Here is a 16790-nt window from a genome sequence, read left to right on the forward strand (position 1 = left end):
TACTTTCGATTTACGAATTCTCATGTCATGAAAATCAGCGAAATAGACAATATTGACCTGCAATACCTCCGGTTTGAGGACTACCTGGAAATAAAGGAAGCCATGCAAAAGGCATATGCTTCCATGCCTGAATCCTACTGGAAGGAACACCACATACAAACCCTGTTGGAAAAATTTCCCGAGGGGCAGGTTGTTATTAAGGTTAACGGACAAATTGCAGGCTGTGCCCTCTCGATAATTGTCGACTTTTCCCAGTTCGAGGATCACCATACCTATAAAGAGGTTACCGCCGATTACAGTTTTGACTCCCATACCCCGGATGGCGATGTGCTATACGGGATCGATGTCTTTATTACACCGGGATTCCGTGGCCTTCGTCTGGGCCGCAGGCTCTATGATTACCGCAAAGAGCTATGCGAGAAATTAAACCTTAAGAGTATCGTCTTCGGAGGAAGGATTCCGAATTACCATAAATATGCATCCGAACTCAGCCCGAAAGAGTACATCGAGAAAGTGCGCTTAAAGGAAATTTCAGACCCTGTGCTCAACTTTCAGATTTCAAACGATTTCCACCCAACCCGTATCCTGAAGAATTACCTGGAAGGCGATACCCTTAGCCAGGAATTCGCTGTTTTGATGGAGTGGGACAACATCTATTACGAAAAGGAGAGTAAAAAGGCGGCTACTCAAAAAAAGGTAGTTCGCCTGGGGCTCATTCAGTGGCAAATGCGTCCGTATTCCGACATTAAGGCGCTTTTGCAACAGGCGGAATACTTTATTGATTCGGTTTCCGTATACCGTTCCGACTTTGCGTTGTTTCCGGAATTCTTTAACGCCCCGCTTATGGCCGAACACAACCACCTGAGCGAGGCTCATGCCATACGGGAACTGGCCAAGCATACCCAGGAAATTATCCAGAAGTTCTCGGAATTTTCGATCTCCTATAATATCAATATCGTTGCCGGCAGTATGCCTGAAATCATCGATGGTGCCCTGTACAACGTTGGGTATTTATGCAGAAGGGATGGTACCGTGGAGCGCTATGAAAAATTACATGTAACCCCGGATGAAGCCAAGGTTTGGGGGTTGCAGGGCGGGAATGAACTCAAGGTGTTCGATACCGACTGCGGAAAGGTTGGCGTATTGATATGCTACGATTCTGAATTCCCCGAACTCAGTCGCTTATTAGCCGATCAGGGAATGGATATTCTTTTCGTGCCTTTTCTTACCGATACCCAGAACGGATACTCCCGAGTCCGGAATTGCGCCCGGGCCCGGGCTATTGAAAACGAATGCTATGTCGCTATAGCGGGAAGTGTTGGCAACCTGCCCAATGTCCACAATATGGATATCCAATATGCCCAATCCGCGGTATTCACGCCATGTGATTTTTCATTTCCCTCAAGCGGAATCAAGGCGGAAGCAACACCCAATACCGAAATGATCCTCATTGCAGACTGTGATATAGACCTGCTCCGGGAGCTCCATGAATTCGGAAGTGTAAAGAACCTGAAAGACAGACGCAAGGATTTGTTTGAACTTAAAATGCGTAAGTAGTATGCGATTAGTGATTTTCGTATTTCTCGGCATCCTGTTTTTGAATTGTAAAGAGGTCCAGTCGGAAAGCTCCGTAAATAATGCCCCTGAATCGACCGCGGGAGTTTCGCAGGAGTTCAAGGCAAGGAAAATCAGCCTCTTTGGTCAAATCCGTCCCGGGGCACTGCCGGCGAATTTGGAAATGGAGGTAAATCAAGCCCTGGAACGTTTGGAATTCGTTGAGCCGGACACCAGTTTGGTCCGAGGCACTGATCTGGTTATCGGTCTGAATGGTGAAAACGGGCCGGTAGCTATCCCTATTAAATATCTCTCAGCGCATGAAGTCGCAAATATCAAAGTTGAGGAGGAAGCCTTACTGGTCACCTGGTGTCCTATAGTGGGAACCGCAAGGGTATTTGATCGGGAAGTGGAAGGGAAAACTACCTTCTTTGATTTTGGCCGGGCCATGCGCGGAAACAACTTACTGTTTGTAGACCGTAACACCAACACGGTTTGGAACCAACTCTCAGGAGAGGGTATAGCCGGACAGCTAGAAGGCAAGGAACTCACAATCGTGCCGAGCATCCAGAGCACTTGGGATCACTGGGAACAACAACATCCCGATACGCGGTTGCTTATTAACCGGGACAACAGCAATCCGGTATGGCCCATGTTTATTGAAGAGGTCCCTTATTATAACACCTGGGAACCCGGGGATGGTCCCCCAGGGTCATATACCCGGCACAATACCGGAAACCTGGGATTCGGGATAAGCCTGAAGGGTAAATCCGTATTCTTCCCCCTGGCTAAATTGCAATCTCAGGATTCCCCTTTGGAATACACCCTGGGGGAATCTACCATGATCATACATTATTCTAAAGAAGGGATGACCGCCTGGGCCGAAAATCTGGACGGGCAAGTCCTTCCCGGATCCATTGCTTACGACTGGGCCTGGAAAACATTTTACCCGGCAACTGTAGTGTATAAGGATTAGTCCGTTCGACTGTAAAAGAGTCCGGGGCCATCGCAGGCCCACCAACTTCCCCTGAGTGATGTGCGCGAATTGTCGAAATAAAGGAATTCTACATTGTCCGAAGTGCAATTCGCTATAATCTCTGAATCCTGGTTAAACACTAGTTTAAAGCCTACTTCTTCCCCGGCTTCTATGAGGAAAAAACTTCCGGAAGCGGTTTCGACCTGATCGTCGCGAAGCCTTGTTTTTGTAAACGTATTTCCCCGTTCAAAAACATACGATTCCTGCCATTCCATAGCTGTACCTTCACTTTCAGAACCGGCAAAGCTTCCTGTCATCCGAACCAGCTTCCACCGTTGTGGCAATTCATCAGCGCTAAACCCAAGATCATCTTCCTTGGAATTCTCACAGGACATCACCAATAAAAAGGAGAGAATCAGCAATAAGTACTTCATGGCATTAGATTGTATTCTAAAGATACTTTAAAGTCCTTTGGGTTGCTCAGAATGCTTAATTTAATCCTGTATATACATGAAAACTCTCAGGAGAAATACCAACTTACGAGCTAACCCTTGAATTATGTTACGAGCTGTCCACCCTAAACTTCCTATGCGCAATAAACAGGCCACAATCAATTATTACCGGGACCAATTGCAGTTTGAAATAGCAGGAAGTCCTGACTATGATGATTATCTGATGCTCAAAAGAGATGACATCGAAATACACTTTTTCAGATTTACTAAGTTAAACCCAAGAATTAATTATGGTCAAATCTATATTCGGGTAGAACACATAGAAACTGTTTATGAAGACCTGAAAACACGAGGGGTGGCGATTCATCCGAATGGTCGACTGGAAACAAAGCCTTGGGGGCAATCAGAGTTCTCGCTGCTAGACCCGGATAATAACCTGCTTACTTTTGGAGCCAACGCCGAGTAGCCTGTAATCATGTCCCTGATCAATACCCTTAACTACGAAGAGGTACTGGGCCTGCAATTTCAAAGCGGAGTCCGCGGCCTGGCCAATATGGAAGTCTATATGTATTACGTAGACGGCCTGCTGATCGATACCGGACAGCCAAAAGCCCGGCAATCCGTATTGCAGGAAACTTCCAAACTCGATATTGATCAGGTCATTATCACCCACCACCACGAGGACCATAGCGGGAATGCCCCCTTTATCAAAGACCAGCATACTTGTCCGATTTATGCCTCGAAACCTTGCGTTGAGTTGATGAAAGCACCTCCAAAAATTAGTCCTGTACAACGACTAACCTGGGGGGATCGCCCCGCCAATAAGGAGCTCATTGCGCTGGAAAAGAACGAAATCAAAACGCCAAACCACACCTTTACCATTATACCAGTCCCTGGTCATGCCGCAGATATGATCGCCTTGCACGAACCGGAGCGCAAGTGGTTATTTTCCGCGGACTTGTTTATAAATTCCTATATCAGTTACTTTATTTACAACGAGAGTATTATCGCCCAAATGGAATCACTGCGACGAGTACTCTCGCTCGATTTCAAGGTCATGTTTTGCGCGCATAATCCAAAACTGGAAACCCCCAGGGCTTCCCTTGAAAAGAAACTGAATTACCTGGAGTCGTCCTACGAACAGGTGCGTCAACTCTACGAAAAGGGTCTGGACGAACACAGTATTATCAAAGCCCTCAACTGGAAGGAAATGTGGCTGGTTCGCCTGGCTTCCAAGGGGCAGCTTTCGCGAAAAAACATGATCCGCGCTATTTTACGGGATCTTAAAGCATCCGGGGAATAGCCCATTTATCTTTGAAATCACTACCTTCCTAATTGAGTAAATTCAGAAGTATTATGGACAAAGCCCTGCAAACGATGATTGACAACATGCCTGAGAAGACAGGCAAGTCACTAAATGAATGGAAAGGCCTCTTAAAAACCAAAGGGATCCAAAAGCATTCCGAAGCGGTTAACTACCTCAAGAAAGAACATGGCGTAACCCATGGCTTTGCCAATACCATTGTTAGTCTTTCCAAACAGGACGATGCGGCTCCGGTAGACTTGGTGGAAGCCCAATACAAAGGGAAAGAAAACCTGAAGCCCATTTATGAAGCCCTCATAGCTTTTGCCAGTTCACTGGGCAACGATGTCACCATTACCCCAAAGAAAACTACTGTCAGCGTTATTCGGAAACGCCAGTTTATCCTGATAAAGCCCGCAACCAAAACCCGTATAGATCTGGGATTTAAACTAAAGGACAAACAAGTAGGCTCGCGGCTCGAAGTATCGGGGCCTTTTGGCACCATGTGCACGCACCGGGTTCAGCTTACCGATACCAGCCAGGTCGATAGCGAACTTAAAGGTTGGATAACAGAGGCATATGAACAATCGGTGTAATTTCCGCTTGGTCAATGAGATGGAATAGCCCTTTTTTAAAGTGGGTAATCGTCCTCGCTTTGTTCCTCTATGGCGGCGCCAGTATACTGCCGCATCTATTCCCCAATTACTGGGTATTTGATTTGTTTTCAAACTTCAAAGTACAGCTGGCTTTTGGAGGATTGGTACTCTTTCAATTCTGCTTGAAATACATCAAATGGAAATGGCTGTCTGCTGCTTTTTGTGTGGCCTGTTTACTATGGAACCTATCGTTTGTCCTGCCTTACTATCTTGCGCATCCAACTCAAATTGCAGAGAAATCTGCAGGCTCGCTTTCCCTGGTGAGCATGAATCTCTTATCCGAAAATACAGAAGCGGAACGCGTAGTCGCCTTTCTCAACGAAGAAAAGCCGGAGGTTCTGGTCCTGTTGGAATACACTCCCCAGTGGGATCATTTACTGGATGGGATTAAAACAACCTATCCCTATCAAAAGCTTATCCCACAAGACGGACATTTTGGGATAGCCGTTTGGAGCAAATACGAAATGCAGGCGATTCAAACGCATTTTGGTTACCCAGATATCCCGTCTATAGAAGCTGAAATCCGAACCCCTTCAGGCCCCCTTACCCTGATTGCGACTCATCCGTTGCCACCGTTAAGCCAGAATCAATTTGAGCTAAGGAATAAACAGTTGTCCTTCATTGCCCGAAGGTTGGGCGAATTGGGGGGTCGGGTAATGGTTTTGGGAGACCTCAACCTGTCCTCATTTTCCAGTCATTTTGAAGTCTTGGAAACAGGGGGATTTCGGGATTCGCGAAAGGGTTTTGGGGTACTTCCTACCTGGCCGGCAAATTATACCTGGCTGGGTACCACTATAGATCATGCCCTGGTCGCTGGTAACCTGAAAGTAATTGATCGCAGGGTTGGTCCGAATATCGGATCGGACCATCTGCCAATAATCATTCAGGTAGCTATCCCCCAATAAACATCTAGCTATCCCCCAATAAGCATGTCGTAGTCTGCCGCAGTGCCGATTACCTGTTGAATAATTTCAGGAGCCACGGAACGCTCCTGGGCATTTTCCTCTTCGGCAGCTACCCCAAGGGTCTCAAAAAACTTCCGGAATCCTTTTGGACTATGGATATTGATCCATTTACAGGGAACGTCACTGCTATTCCCAAAGGTGTGCACCGTATTCGGTGGTATATCCACAGACTCACCGGCACGAACTTTTCTCATTTCCCCGTTGATCATAAAGTCCATTTCACCCTCAACGATTAGAAATGATTCCTTATAACTATTGTGTTTGTGCGGGGGAGGACCTTGAACATGTGGAGGAGTTTCGGCCATCATCAAGTCATAATCACCACTTGTATCGTGAGGGGTAACCTTGTGCCCCAATACCCATTTCGTGTTCATTTTTGCTATTTTATGAGATTGTTGTCTCACAAACTTACAGGATTGCTTTTTATTCTCCAAATTTTATGAGATATTTGTCTCATAAAATACAATATCCTCCATGGACAACGCATACCTCAACACGGGCAGGACTAACCAGAAGCAGGAAACCCGGGATAAAATTCTGCGTGCCGCCCAGCACTTTCTGGATCAGGGTATTGACTTTAGCCTGGAGGACGTTGCACGCCAGTCCGGAATTTCACGGGCAACCGTTTACCGCTACTATTCCAATGCAGAATTGCTTGCCGGGGAAGCCGTACTGGATATCAAAACTAAAAAGCCGCAGTTGCTCGCAGAGGAGGTTAAGGATCGAAAATTGGAAGACCAGATTCTTAGTATTCACGATTATTATAATGGATTCGCCATTGCCAATGAAAATGCCTTTCGCAAATACCTCGCAACCACCCTGAGCAGCGAACCGGGTAAGGTAGATCGCGGAGCGCGCCGGGTCAAAACCCTGGAACTGGTATTGCAGGATTCGGACTTCACCAAAGCGGAAAGACAGGAATTGGTCAACATTTTCACAGTACTTATGGGTGTAGAACCATTAATTGTTATGCGCGATGTATGCGGCCTGGACGTGGAGGAATCCCGCAGGCTCCTGCGCTTGGGTTCCGAAATGCTCCTCAAAGGGTTCCTTGCTTCTAAAAAAGTCTAACACAAATTCCTACTCAACAAGGACTAACCGCTAATTCCTTATTTTTATCGTAAACCTTTCTCCCTGGATTCCCAAAAAATTTCTACAGCCCCCTGGTACTACCTCAGCCTCCTGATCCTTGCGGGGGAATCTGTATTTATCCTGCCCTTTGTTCTACCCAGGGTTTTCCGGCCCACTGTGCTTCAGGCATTTGAAGTAGATAATACGCAATTGGGGTTTTGTTTTTCGGCTTACGGTATCGCTGCCCTTATTTCCTATATTTTCGGTGGCCCGCTAGCCGATAAGTATCCTCCCCGCAAACTTATGGGTCTTGCCTTGATTGCCACGGCCGCAGGTGGAATCGTATTCGCCTCCTACCCTAGCCTGTTTACCCTTAGAATCCTGTATGCCTATTGGGGCGTCACCACCATCTTTATTTTTTGGGCTCCTATGATCAAAGCAACGCGCGTTTGGGGAGGAGCCAGAGCTCAGGGTAAGGCTTTTGGATTCCTTGATGGAGGGCGTGGCCTGGTTGGAGCTCTTTTTGGGCTCTTGGGGGTATTGCTGTTCTCCCTGGTAATGGGGGCAGCAGACATCGGCGGAAACGATGATGCCGTTCGCGCTGCCTTCAGGCCGGTTATTTATACCTGCGCTGTTATTGTGGCACTGGTGGGGCTTTTGGTATGGCGTTTTCTAAAACTTCCCCATGTAAAGGAGGAGGAAATCCTTTTACAGAAAATTGAGTGGTGGCAGATCCGTGAAGTGCTCCGGTTGCGATCGGTCTGGCTGCTTATGATCATGATATTATGCGCCTATGTGGGCTATAAGATAACGGACGTGTTTTCCCTTTATGCCAGTGATGTCTTGAGGTACGATGCAGTGGATTCCGCAAGTGTAGGCACCTTTTTGTTATTTATCCGGCCGGTTGTGGGTGTGGCCATCGGTATTCTGGCCGATCGCACGAATACGGCACTATGGTTGTTCATTAGCTTCCTGATCTCCATAGGCGGCGCTGTACTTTTCGCCACGGGCTTGGTGGAATCTTCCATAACGGCGCTATTCTTCGTCAGTACCCTGATTGTAGCTACCGGGGTATACGCCGCACGATCCCTGTATTTTGCCGTTATGAAGCAGGGGCGTATCCCTTTATTGCTAACCGGAACAGCTGTCGGTCTCATCTCGGTTATTGGATACACCCCAGATATTTTTGCCGGACCTGCCATGGGCTATCTTTTAGATGGAAATGGCGTCGTTGGACACCGGAACGTATTCTGGATGTTAACCGCTTTTGCCGCCGTTGGGGCCATAGCGGCACTGGCCTACTATCGCCGCTACCGGCATTCCCCCTGAAAAATTCCCGAATTCGGATTAACTTGAAGGCAAATTTCTCAAAACATGGCCGCCAATCCCGGATATCCCCATAAAGTATTCCTGAACGGAAAAATTGTACCCAGTGCCGACGCCAATATTTCGGTTTTTGACCGGGGGTTTATTTTCGGAGATGGACTTTACGAGGTCATGGCTCGAATAGGAGGAAACTACTTTTACCGGGAGGCCCATCTGAACCGGTTAAGACGAGGCCTTAAGGAAATTGCAATCGATTTTGATGTGGCGGTATTTGAGGAACATATCCCGGAATTATTACGGGTATCCGACCTGGAAGACAAGGATTCACTCCTGTATATGCAGGTAAGTCGCGGTGCAGCTCCGCGCCAGCATTCCTTCCCCGCTAATGTACCCCCGACAGCCATGATGTACGCCTGGGAAAAGTCGCTGCCTGAGATCGAACCACGCCATGCGCACGCCGTGATAAAGGAGGAATTTCGCTGGTCCCGTTGTGATATTAAGAGCACCTCCCTTCTGGGCAATGTAATGGCCAATCAATGGGCCAGTTCGCAGGACGCGTACGAAACCGTGTTTTACCGTGACGGAATTGTTACTGAGGCCTCGCATAGTAATATATTCTTTGTGCGCGACGGCGTTGTATACACCCATCCGGCGAACAACCATATTTTATGGGGAATAACCCGGCAGGTGGTGGTTGAACTATGCGAAACGATGGGGATTCCGTTAAAGGAGGAAGCTATTGCACTTTCTCAAATAACCGCCATGGACGAAGCCTTTCTCACTGGAACCAGCACACAGATCATGGCGTTGAAAACCCTGGGAAATCATGAATATTTTGCATCTGAACCGGGTCCTGTAACCCGTAAATTACAAGAGGGATTCCTGGAACTGAAAATCCGGGATAGTCAGGCTGGTCAGTAAACATCCCGTTTGGGCACTCCATTTGGCGTCCAAGCCATCCAACTGAAAATCAAAAGTTTTCATTATTTTCCGCAAATGAAGCGAATTGGACTTCTCGTACTGCTTTTCCTTTGCCGCGGAAACTTGCTGGCACAGGACATTCAAGGTACGTGGAATGGCTTATTAGAAATTCAGGGTATGTCCCTTAGGCTGGTGCTGAACGTTGCCCCAGGAGAAGATGGCTATGTTTCAACCCTGGACAGCCCGGACCAGGGTACCAAAGGAATACTGGTAGATCGTACGCTGTTTGAAAACGATATTCTCCACTTTGAAGTAGAAAGGCTCAAATTAAGTTATTCCGGGAATTTGAGTTCCGATGGTGTGATCCGCGGAACTTTCTCTCAAATGGGGAGTTCATTCCCCCTGAATCTGCAGCGGGAAGCTATCGAAAAGGTCGTTAAGAACCGGCCACAGGAACCTGAGTTGCCACTCCCCTACTACACTGAAGAATTGCGCTTTCCGAACAATACAGCCGGAATAGAATTAGCGGGTACCCTATCCCTGCCGGATACCACCGGGGTATACCCTGCCGTGGTATTAATTAGCGGAAGTGGACCGCAGAACCGGGACGAGGAACTCCTCGGACATAAGCCCTTCCTGGTGCTATCGGATTACCTGGTACGACAGGGAATCGGAGTGCTTCGATTTGATGACCGGGGCACTGCCCAATCTACCGGAGATTTTGCCAGCGCCACCTCCCGCGACTTTGCCGCAGATGTCGCCAGCGCGATTGAATACCTTACCCAAAGAAGGGAAATAGATAGTAATCAAATTGGACTAATAGGGCATAGCGAAGGAGGCTTAATTGCCCCTATGGTTGCCGCATCCAATCCGGAAACCGCATTTATTATTATGCTCGCCGGTCCGGGGGTCAGCGGCTACGACATAATCCTGGAGCAAACCCGCCTTATTAACGATGCCGATGGCGTAGACCCCTTGGTTTCCGCCAAGAATCGCGAAGTACTTAAAGGCACCCTCAATGCCCTGATGGTTAATGAAGACCTGGAAATTGCCCGCAGTGAGGCCACTAGTTTTTTACAATCCACGCTCGAAAACGACACTTTGCTACTCCCTGAAGGCATGCCCAATGAGGAGTTCATCAATAATCAGTTAAATGTCCTGATTACTCCATGGATGCGGTATTTCCTTATCTACGACCCGGCGGAGAGTTTACGCAAGGTAACCTGCCCGGTACTGGCCATAAATGGGGAGAAAGACCTGCAGGTGCCACCGGGCCAAAACCTACCGGCTATAGAAATGTATTTGAAAGAGGCCGGTAATACGCGATTTCAGATTGCCGAGCTCCCCAACCTGAATCATTTATTTCAGGAAAGTACCACCGGTTCCCCGACGGAATACGCGGAAATTGAACAAACCTTTTCCCCGGCAGCCATGGATCTGATCTCCGATTGGATTCTGGCACAGGTGAATTAAGTCTTCGATGAGTCTTAAAAAACTTCTTGAACTGATTAGCAGAGGGCGCACGGATTACCTTCCGGAAAATCCGGAGCGCTGAATCTTAAGGGGCTTGTTTCGTTTCTTTTAGTACTATCTTAGGCAGGATGAACAAAACACCAATTAAGAAAATTAAGTCCTGGTACACCCGGTTCCAGATTAGCAAATCCCCACAGATGAATTTGGTATGGGGATTTTTCCTTTACACCCTAATAGGTTTCCTTTTGCTAGCCTTGCCCATCTTCCACAAAGGAGAACTTTCAATTTTAGATAGCCTATTTACCTCAACTTCCGCTGTTTCGACCACAGGTCTGGTTACCGTCAACATTTTTGAGAGCTACAATTTTTTTGGGCAGTTCATAATCATGGTATTAATACAAATTGGAGGTATTGGCTATATGACCCTTACAACCTACTATTTACTTTTTACCACGAAACGCATAACACATTGGCATCAGCGCGTTATCGGAGCGGAATTCACGCTGCCCAACACCATTAAAATTCGCGACTTTATTCGCAGTGTAATCACCTTTACAATAATCATGGAGGTACTAGGAGCCATTGGATTCTACTTCGCGTTTGCCCAACATGGAATGACCGGATTAAGGGCCATCTGGTTTTCTATCTTCCACAGTGTATCCGCATTCTGTACCGCTGGATTTGCCTTATTCGATAATAGTTTTGAATCTTTCAGCACTGACGTTTGGATCAATACCATTATTTCAATACTTGCCATAGCGGGGTCACTGGGCTTTATCGTAATTACGGATCTTTGGTATCGATTACGCGGGCGGACCAAAAGGCTATCCTTTACCACTAAGATCATTTCCTATGGATTTCTTGCGCTCCTGGGAATAGGCACCCTATTTTTTTATTTTGGGGAACCGCTAACAGCAGAAAGCAATTCACCCTGGTTGTTGTCCTTTTTTCAGGCCATGACGGCTATGACCACGGTAGGATTCAATACCGTACCGATTGGAGAATTAGGCCTGCCCATATTATTGCTGGTGACTTTTCTAATGTACATAGGTGCTTCGCCTTCGGGAACGGCCGGCGGACTTAAGATAACCACGCTGACTGCTTTAATATCTGTGTTAAAGAGTCGGTTATTTGGCCAACAGCAGATATCTTTTTTGGGCAGGAAGATCCCATTTGAAAGGCTCTATGTGGCCACCTCAACTTTTATATTATATACCGGAATCATATTTCTATTCACATTCCTGTTGAGTTTTACGGAAAGTTTCCCGATGGATAAAATTCTGTTCGAAGTTGCTTCTTCCCTTGGGACGGTAGGATTAAGCACAGGAATTACCGGAGATTTGTCCGTAGGTGGCAAACTTTTGATCATAATCTTGATGTTTACCGGGCGCGTTGGGGTGCTTACATTTGGATTTGCCCTCTTAGCCAGAAGTTCTTCAGAGGAACTTTCGATTAAATCGGACGATCTCGCTGTGTAGACGAGGAAGTAGTATCTTTATATCAAATGCCTATTCCATGCCAAGTACTGGAAACAGCCTCAGAGGAGTGTTGAATTTCTGCACCCAATGCTTAACGGGGTTTTTACTGACCATTTTAGTTTCCTGCGGAGAATCCGAACAACGAAGTTCGATCGATCCGGTAAATTGGGATAAGCGGATGGTCAAACACGCCATTGCAGATTCCCTGATTGAGGGTTCCACCTATCTCTCGGTGTATTCTCAAATTTACAGTCAGGACGAAAATCGGACGCACGACCTTACCGCGACGGTGAGTATGCGCAACACCAACCGCCAGGACACGATTTATCTGAGCAGTGCCGATTACTTTGATACCCACGGCACGTTAATCAGATCTTATTTCTCCAAGCGGATTTTCATCCGGCCAATGGAGACCGTTGAAATTATTATTGACGAGGTCGATAAGGATGGGGGAACCGGCGCGAACTTTATTTTCGACTGGCAAGTCCCCGAGGGCGCCCTACCGCCACATTTCGAAGCGGTAATGATTTCTACCTACGGACAGCAGGGCCTTTCCTTTACCACACAGGGTGTTATTTTGAAGTAGCCGTTAACCCGGCCTGGTTATAGTCATTAACCATTTCCAGCAGGGAATCCAGGAACCGTTGATCGCAATTTGCTGAAAAACTCGCTGGCCGTTGAAATTCAATGCGGAAACTGTAATCCCCATTCTGGAATTTCGCCAGGATCTCCGGATTATCTCCAAAGAGACTTTTTAAGTTGGCGTTGCGGATGTTTTTCGGGTTCTTTCCTGTGTCTTTTTGATAGAGGATTTCAAAGTTGTTAAACATGAAATCACTGTGGGTATCCCCTCCGGCTAAAACGGCATCCATTACCGGTTTGTAGATAAACCCATTGCGGGTGCGGTAACCCCTTCTAAAAATGGTGATGGGGCCAGATGCCACCACCTCCAGGAGTTGGCTTTTCGGGAGCTTGTCGGTATTCTTCGGGGAGAACAGGTTGGCATACTTCACGCGGCGGAACTCTTTTCCGCTTTCTAAGGTAAAGCCTTCTATCTGCTTTACTTTATACTTTTCAATGGCCTTTTTCTTGATTTTTTTACCCTTGGAATAACGAATAAATGCCTTTTCGTCTATGGTTCTTAGGGCCGACTGGAAGAGGTGCGGGTTGCAATAATCCACATAGATATAAGCTTCCCGGGTTTTCCCATTTTTGAAAGTTATGGTTCCCTTTTCATAGCCTGAACACTGATCAGCCGTCAGGGGGGATGCACTGACTCCGGGAAGTACCAGGAGCATTAGCGTAACGATTAGTAGGTTTTTCTGGAAATTCATGGATTCAAAGATTTGGTCAAAATAGAACGTAAACCACTGAATATTATTGCATTAAAGGAGGCTTAAGTATCGCGATCCTACTGTTTTGCTCAAGAAGGTAAATTTTAGCAAATTGCTATAGCTATGGATACTCCTTCAGCTCTGGTGAGTGTATTGCTTTTTGCAGGTGCTTTGCAAGGCATTGTCTTTGGCGTGATTCTCCTTACCGGTAAAAAAGGAAACCGATTGGCCAATCGGTTTCTTGCCCTCTTGTTATTATTGCTTTCGTATCGCCTCCTGGTGCAGATCATGCGCTTGTTTGGTCTGGGATACTACGACGGGTGGTATTACATTATGCTGGATTTGAGCTGGGTAACGGGCGCCTTGCTTTACTTCTATGTGCGGGCCCTCATTCAGAAGGAATTCAAATTACGATCCAGGGACTGGATCCATTTTGTGCCTTTGGTGATCCAGGTGGCCTGCAGCATTTTTGTCCGCTTGCAAAACCTGTATTGGGACGGAAGTCGGGAGAGTCTTTCCTGGCTGGGATATTGGGGATACGTGGTTTGGATGAATAACCCGACCATTTATATTGTTGCCAGTATACTTATCATAGGCTACGCCCAAAAAGCCAAAAATCTTCTGAAAGCGAACCTGGAATCCAAAAACTCCGATCAATTCCGTTGGCTCCTGCGCATCCTCGATGTCTTCAAATGGTACTTCGTATTGGTATTGCTGATCCTTATCTGGGACTTGCTTATTTTCAAAGTGGCGACAGGGGAATCTTATTTCTACTTCACCAGGTTCTATTACTATCCCTTCTTCATTGGCTTGTCGGTATTGACATACTGGTTGGGATTATCCGGGTTTAATAGGAGGAATCAAAAAATCAAGAGTATAACCCACTCCGCAGAAGAACAAAAACTATTTGCCGACTTGGAGAAAAAGCTGAATGCAGCTATGCGAGAAGAGCAATTATTCAAGGACCCGGAATTATCCCTGAGTCGGCTGGCCGAACATCTCGGCATTAAGTCCTATTTGCTCTCAAGATGCCTTAACGAATATCGTTCTGAAAGCTTTACAGACTACGTAAACACATTCCGCACGCAGGAATTGCAACGCTTGCTGCAGGATCCTGAAAAGGATAAATTCACCTTGCTTTCACTGGCCTATGAAGCCGGTTTTAATTCCAAGTCCTCCTTTAACCGGGCCATCCGAAAGCATTTAGGGGTTACACCAAATCAACTCCGGTCTAATTAATCCCGAAAAAATAGGTGTCAATTTCCAAATTGAAGCGACTTATGGTAGCTTTTGCCCATACTTTGGTCCCGAATCAAAAAACCACATCATGTTTAAATTTATCGATTACCTACTGGCCCTGGCATTATTGATCACGCTGGCCACACCTAACATCAGTCGGGCACAAGACTCCCCGGAATCCCTTATTGGCACTTGGCGCCTGGACATGAGTCCGGAAAACTCGGAGGACAACAACTTTGCCATGATGGAAATTACAGCAGTTAAAGGGCGGTCTTTTTCCGGAACCTTTTATCGCGAAGGAGTAGCCATCCGGAGCGGCCTGATCAACACACAAACAGGCAAGGTCTATGGGGCTCTAATCTCAGGGGATGGTACCGGCGAATATTACACCAGTTTTTACCTGGAGGATGGTCGGTTAGTAGGGACTACCCACGCCCCCGGGCGCAACTTCCTTTCTACCTGGATCGCAAACAAGGTGGAGGATGAATAAGCCTACTTCCCTATATTCCCGATTCTTCCTCCTGATAGCTATCGGCTTTGTTACACTTCAAGGTTGGGCCCAGCAAAGTAATCGCAGTTATACCCCAAAGTTTGAGGAAGCGAAGAAGCCAGTTGTTAAAGTACCGAAGGGAGAAGACTACACCTTTGGATACCTGCAGGTACCCGAAAATCGCCAGGAGCCCGGTGGAAAATGGATCAAGCTCCCGGTATATATCTTCCCGAGTAAGAATCCGCAAAAAGCTAAAGACCCGGTGATTTACACCGTAGGTGGACCGGGATATACCAGCATGCGGGCTGCCCAATACATCAGGGCCTATCAATATCGGGAGGATCGGGATTTTATCCTTTTTGAACAACGCGGAACCCAATACGCACAACCCAACCTGGCCTGCCCGGAATGGTCGGCAGCTTTGGCCGAGATTTATGGGGATGGCGATAGTCCCATCAACCCGGATAGTATCCTGGCCGAAGCAGCACTCAAGTGTAAGAAGCGACTGGTTGCCAAGGAAATAAATTTGGACACCTATCGCACCACTGAAATCGCGGCAGACCTCCGCGACCTGGTACTCGCCTTGGGTATTGACCAGTACAATTTGTTGACCCTATCCTACAGCACAAAAATTGCGCAGGTAATGCTTCGGGATTATCCCGACGGGATCCGGTCGGTTGTCATGGATTCCCCCCTACCCCTGGAGGTAAATTATGAAGAAGAAACGCTGGCTAATCTGGTTGAACTCGCCGGGCGGTTGTTGGATCAGTGTGCCGATGATCCCGAATGCAATGCGGCCCACCCGCAACTTAAGAGTCGGTTCTTTTCATTTTTGAAGGAGCTTGAGGCAAATCCCGTATCCGTCCCGCTGCCTGTAGACAGCGCAGCTAGCCGAGATACAGTGACCTATCAGGGCGGAGACATCTTAAGTCTGATTGCAAACGGTTCTACGGAGGAAATGGCCCAGGTCCCCGCTCTTATTGAGCAACTCCTGAATGGGGATAATTCATTCCTTGAAGCAGATGCCGCGAATCAGCAATGGACCACCGGTCCGGGTAATGGGATGGGAATGCGAATTTCGGTCTGGTGTGCTGAGGAGAAACCATTTATCGACCGGGACGCATTGGCTGCACAAGCTGAGAAGTATCCGGAAGCCGCTGGTATTGATCCGGAATTCATCCCCAAAGCGGTCTGTGATTGTTGGGGGGTTACCCCTGAGGACTCCCATGAGAATAAAGCGGTATCCAGCGATATCCCCGTATTACTGATCAGCGGGGAATACGATATTGAAACCCCGGTGAAATGGGCCGCAGCGATGCAATCCAACCTCTCAAATAGCTACCATCTTGTTTTTAAAGGGTGGAAACACGGCCCTACGACCAATTGGGGACAACCCTGTGCCATGGAAGCTGCGCGAGCCTTTTTCAATGATCCTTCGAAAATTCCAAATAATCCCTGTTTTGAGGAAATTGGAGGGATCAACTTCAAAAGCAACTAAACCATCCATTTCGTATCACTTGGGTTATCTTTGGGCGGAGTATTTCTATCTATC

At 47.2% G+C, this 16790-nt stretch carries 18 protein-coding genes; 15 read left to right on the forward strand and 3 right to left on the reverse strand.

Annotation, left to right across the window (positions count from 1 at the left end; translation table 11 throughout):
* Window positions 1-27: 27 nt before the first annotated feature.
* Window positions 28-1557: a carbon-nitrogen hydrolase family protein gene (locus BM318_RS12775; protein WP_092982971.1), complete on the forward strand. Its 1530-nt coding sequence runs from the start codon at window positions 28-30 to the stop codon at window positions 1555-1557.
* Between the two features lies 1 nt (window position 1558).
* Entirely contained in the window at window positions 1559-2530 is a 972-nt protein-coding gene (locus BM318_RS12780) for a DUF3179 domain-containing (seleno)protein (protein WP_092982972.1), read from the forward strand.
* On the opposite strand, the gene BM318_RS12785 is transcribed toward BM318_RS12780, so the two are convergent.
* Window positions 2527-2964 (reverse strand): hypothetical protein, encoded by a 438-nt coding sequence (locus BM318_RS12785; RefSeq protein WP_092982973.1) that lies wholly within the window; start codon window positions 2962-2964, stop codon window positions 2527-2529. The genes BM318_RS12780 and BM318_RS12785 overlap by 4 nt on opposite strands.
* Window positions 2965-3088: 124 nt before the next feature.
* On the opposite strand from BM318_RS12785, the gene BM318_RS12790 reads away from it, so the two are divergent.
* The 4 genes from BM318_RS12790 to BM318_RS12805 are packed head-to-tail and all read left to right on the forward strand — an operon-like array spanning window position 3089 to window position 5846.
* Window positions 3089-3448, forward strand: coding sequence for a bleomycin resistance protein (locus BM318_RS12790; protein WP_092982974.1), 360 nt, complete (start codon window positions 3089-3091; stop codon window positions 3446-3448).
* Between the two features lie 9 nt (window positions 3449-3457).
* Window positions 3458-4285 (forward strand): MBL fold metallo-hydrolase, encoded by an 828-nt coding sequence (locus tag BM318_RS12795; protein ID WP_092982975.1) that lies wholly within the window; start codon window positions 3458-3460, stop codon window positions 4283-4285.
* Window positions 4286-4338: 53 nt separating this feature from the next.
* Entirely contained in the window at window positions 4339-4881 is a 543-nt protein-coding gene (locus BM318_RS12800; RefSeq protein ID WP_092983536.1) for a DUF4287 domain-containing protein, read from the forward strand.
* 14 nt (window positions 4882-4895) lie between these two features.
* Window positions 4896-5846 (forward strand): endonuclease/exonuclease/phosphatase family protein, encoded by a 951-nt coding sequence (locus BM318_RS12805; RefSeq protein ID WP_092982976.1) that lies wholly within the window; start codon window positions 4896-4898, stop codon window positions 5844-5846.
* Between the two features lie 8 nt (window positions 5847-5854).
* Here the strand turns inward: BM318_RS12805 and BM318_RS12810 are convergent, their stop codons facing one another.
* Window positions 5855-6280, reverse strand: a complete 426-nt coding sequence (locus BM318_RS12810; RefSeq protein ID WP_245759832.1) for a cupin domain-containing protein — start codon at window positions 6278-6280, stop codon at window positions 5855-5857.
* 100 nt (window positions 6281-6380) lie between these two features.
* Between BM318_RS12810 and BM318_RS12815 the strand changes: the two genes are divergently transcribed.
* The 6 genes from BM318_RS12815 (at window position 6381) to BM318_RS12840 (ending at window position 12761) form a co-directional block, all read left to right on the forward strand.
* A complete protein-coding gene (locus BM318_RS12815) occupies window positions 6381-6977 on the forward strand; it encodes a TetR/AcrR family transcriptional regulator (protein WP_092982977.1) in 597 nt (198 codons plus the stop codon).
* Between the two features lie 63 nt (window positions 6978-7040).
* The gene (locus tag BM318_RS12820) at window positions 7041-8306 is read left to right on the forward strand and encodes an MFS transporter (protein WP_218155005.1); all 1266 of its coding nucleotides are present in this window, start codon (window positions 7041-7043) and stop codon (window positions 8304-8306) included.
* Window positions 8307-8351: 45 nt separating this feature from the next.
* Window positions 8352-9224, forward strand: a complete 873-nt coding sequence (locus BM318_RS12825; protein ID WP_092982979.1) for an aminotransferase class IV — start codon at window positions 8352-8354, stop codon at window positions 9222-9224.
* A gap of 75 nt (window positions 9225-9299) precedes the next feature.
* Complete coding sequence (locus BM318_RS12830) at window positions 9300-10697, forward strand: alpha/beta hydrolase family protein (RefSeq protein WP_092982980.1); 1398 nt, start codon at window positions 9300-9302, stop codon at window positions 10695-10697.
* A 197-nt stretch (window positions 10698-10894) separates the two neighbouring features.
* Entirely contained in the window at window positions 10895-12175 is a 1281-nt protein-coding gene (locus BM318_RS12835; protein ID WP_245759833.1) for a TrkH family potassium uptake protein, read from the forward strand.
* 37 nt (window positions 12176-12212) lie between these two features.
* Window positions 12213-12761, forward strand: a complete 549-nt coding sequence (locus tag BM318_RS12840) for a DUF3124 domain-containing protein (protein WP_092982982.1) — start codon at window positions 12213-12215, stop codon at window positions 12759-12761.
* Here the strand turns inward: BM318_RS12840 and BM318_RS12845 are convergent.
* Window positions 12748-13509 carry a hypothetical protein gene (locus BM318_RS12845; protein WP_092982983.1) on the reverse strand — a complete coding sequence of 254 codons (762 nt, stop codon included), beginning with the start codon at window positions 13507-13509 and terminating at the stop codon, window positions 12748-12750. The two genes, BM318_RS12840 and BM318_RS12845, sit on opposite strands and share 14 nt — an antisense overlap.
* Before the next feature lie 123 nt (window positions 13510-13632).
* Here BM318_RS12845 and BM318_RS12850 point away from each other — a divergent pair, with 123 nt between their 5' ends.
* From BM318_RS12850 to BM318_RS12860, 3 genes are all read left to right on the forward strand, one after another.
* Window positions 13633-14748, forward strand: a complete 1116-nt coding sequence (locus tag BM318_RS12850) for a helix-turn-helix domain-containing protein (protein ID WP_092982984.1) — start codon at window positions 13633-13635, stop codon at window positions 14746-14748.
* Between the two features lie 88 nt (window positions 14749-14836).
* On the forward strand, window positions 14837-15238 hold the full coding sequence (locus BM318_RS12855) for a hypothetical protein (protein WP_092982985.1): 402 nt from the start codon (window positions 14837-14839) through the stop codon (window positions 15236-15238).
* The gene (locus BM318_RS12860; RefSeq protein ID WP_092982986.1) at window positions 15231-16736 is read left to right on the forward strand and encodes an alpha/beta fold hydrolase; all 1506 of its coding nucleotides are present in this window, start codon (window positions 15231-15233) and stop codon (window positions 16734-16736) included. The genes BM318_RS12855 and BM318_RS12860 overlap by 8 nt, the downstream gene beginning before the upstream one ends.
* Window positions 16737-16790: the final 54 nt, after the last annotated feature.

The sequence above is a fragment of the Robiginitalea myxolifaciens genome, from assembly GCF_900115205.1.
Classification (GTDB): domain Bacteria; phylum Bacteroidota; class Bacteroidia; order Flavobacteriales; family Flavobacteriaceae; genus Robiginitalea; species Robiginitalea myxolifaciens.

What these genes read in the sequence shown, in the direction of transcription:
- BM318_RS12850 (WP_092982984.1), top strand. Translation starts at nt 13,633, where the DNA reads ATGGATACTCCTTCAGCTCTGGTGAGTGTATTGCTTTTTGCAGGTGCT.
- BM318_RS12800 (WP_092983536.1), top strand. Translation starts at nt 4,339, where the DNA reads ATGGACAAAGCCCTGCAAACGATGATTGACAACATGCCTGAGAAGACA.
- BM318_RS12855 (WP_092982985.1), top strand. Translation starts at nt 14,837, where the DNA reads ATGTTTAAATTTATCGATTACCTACTGGCCCTGGCATTATTGATCACG.
- BM318_RS12815 (WP_092982977.1), top strand. Translation starts at nt 6,381, where the DNA reads ATGGACAACGCATACCTCAACACGGGCAGGACTAACCAGAAGCAGGAA.
- BM318_RS12780 (WP_092982972.1), top strand. Translation starts at nt 1,559, where the DNA reads ATGCGATTAGTGATTTTCGTATTTCTCGGCATCCTGTTTTTGAATTGT.
- BM318_RS12810 (WP_245759832.1), bottom strand. Translation starts at nt 6,280, where the DNA reads ATGAACACGAAATGGGTATTGGGGCACAAGGTTACCCCTCACGATACA.
- BM318_RS12790 (WP_092982974.1), top strand. Translation starts at nt 3,089, where the DNA reads ATGTTACGAGCTGTCCACCCTAAACTTCCTATGCGCAATAAACAGGCC.
- BM318_RS12785 (WP_092982973.1), bottom strand. Translation starts at nt 2,964, where the DNA reads ATGAAGTACTTATTGCTGATTCTCTCCTTTTTATTGGTGATGTCCTGT.
- BM318_RS12795 (WP_092982975.1), top strand. Translation starts at nt 3,458, where the DNA reads ATGTCCCTGATCAATACCCTTAACTACGAAGAGGTACTGGGCCTGCAA.
- BM318_RS12860 (WP_092982986.1), top strand. Translation starts at nt 15,231, where the DNA reads ATGAATAAGCCTACTTCCCTATATTCCCGATTCTTCCTCCTGATAGCT.
- BM318_RS12805 (WP_092982976.1), top strand. Translation starts at nt 4,896, where the DNA reads ATGAGATGGAATAGCCCTTTTTTAAAGTGGGTAATCGTCCTCGCTTTG.
- BM318_RS12830 (WP_092982980.1), top strand. Translation starts at nt 9,300, where the DNA reads ATGAAGCGAATTGGACTTCTCGTACTGCTTTTCCTTTGCCGCGGAAAC.
- BM318_RS12845 (WP_092982983.1), bottom strand. Translation starts at nt 13,509, where the DNA reads ATGAATTTCCAGAAAAACCTACTAATCGTTACGCTAATGCTCCTGGTA.
- BM318_RS12840 (WP_092982982.1), top strand. Translation starts at nt 12,213, where the DNA reads ATGCCAAGTACTGGAAACAGCCTCAGAGGAGTGTTGAATTTCTGCACC.
- BM318_RS12825 (WP_092982979.1), top strand. Translation starts at nt 8,352, where the DNA reads ATGGCCGCCAATCCCGGATATCCCCATAAAGTATTCCTGAACGGAAAA.
- BM318_RS12835 (WP_245759833.1), top strand. Translation starts at nt 10,895, where the DNA reads ATGAATTTGGTATGGGGATTTTTCCTTTACACCCTAATAGGTTTCCTT.
- BM318_RS12775 (WP_092982971.1), top strand. Translation starts at nt 28, where the DNA reads ATGAAAATCAGCGAAATAGACAATATTGACCTGCAATACCTCCGGTTT.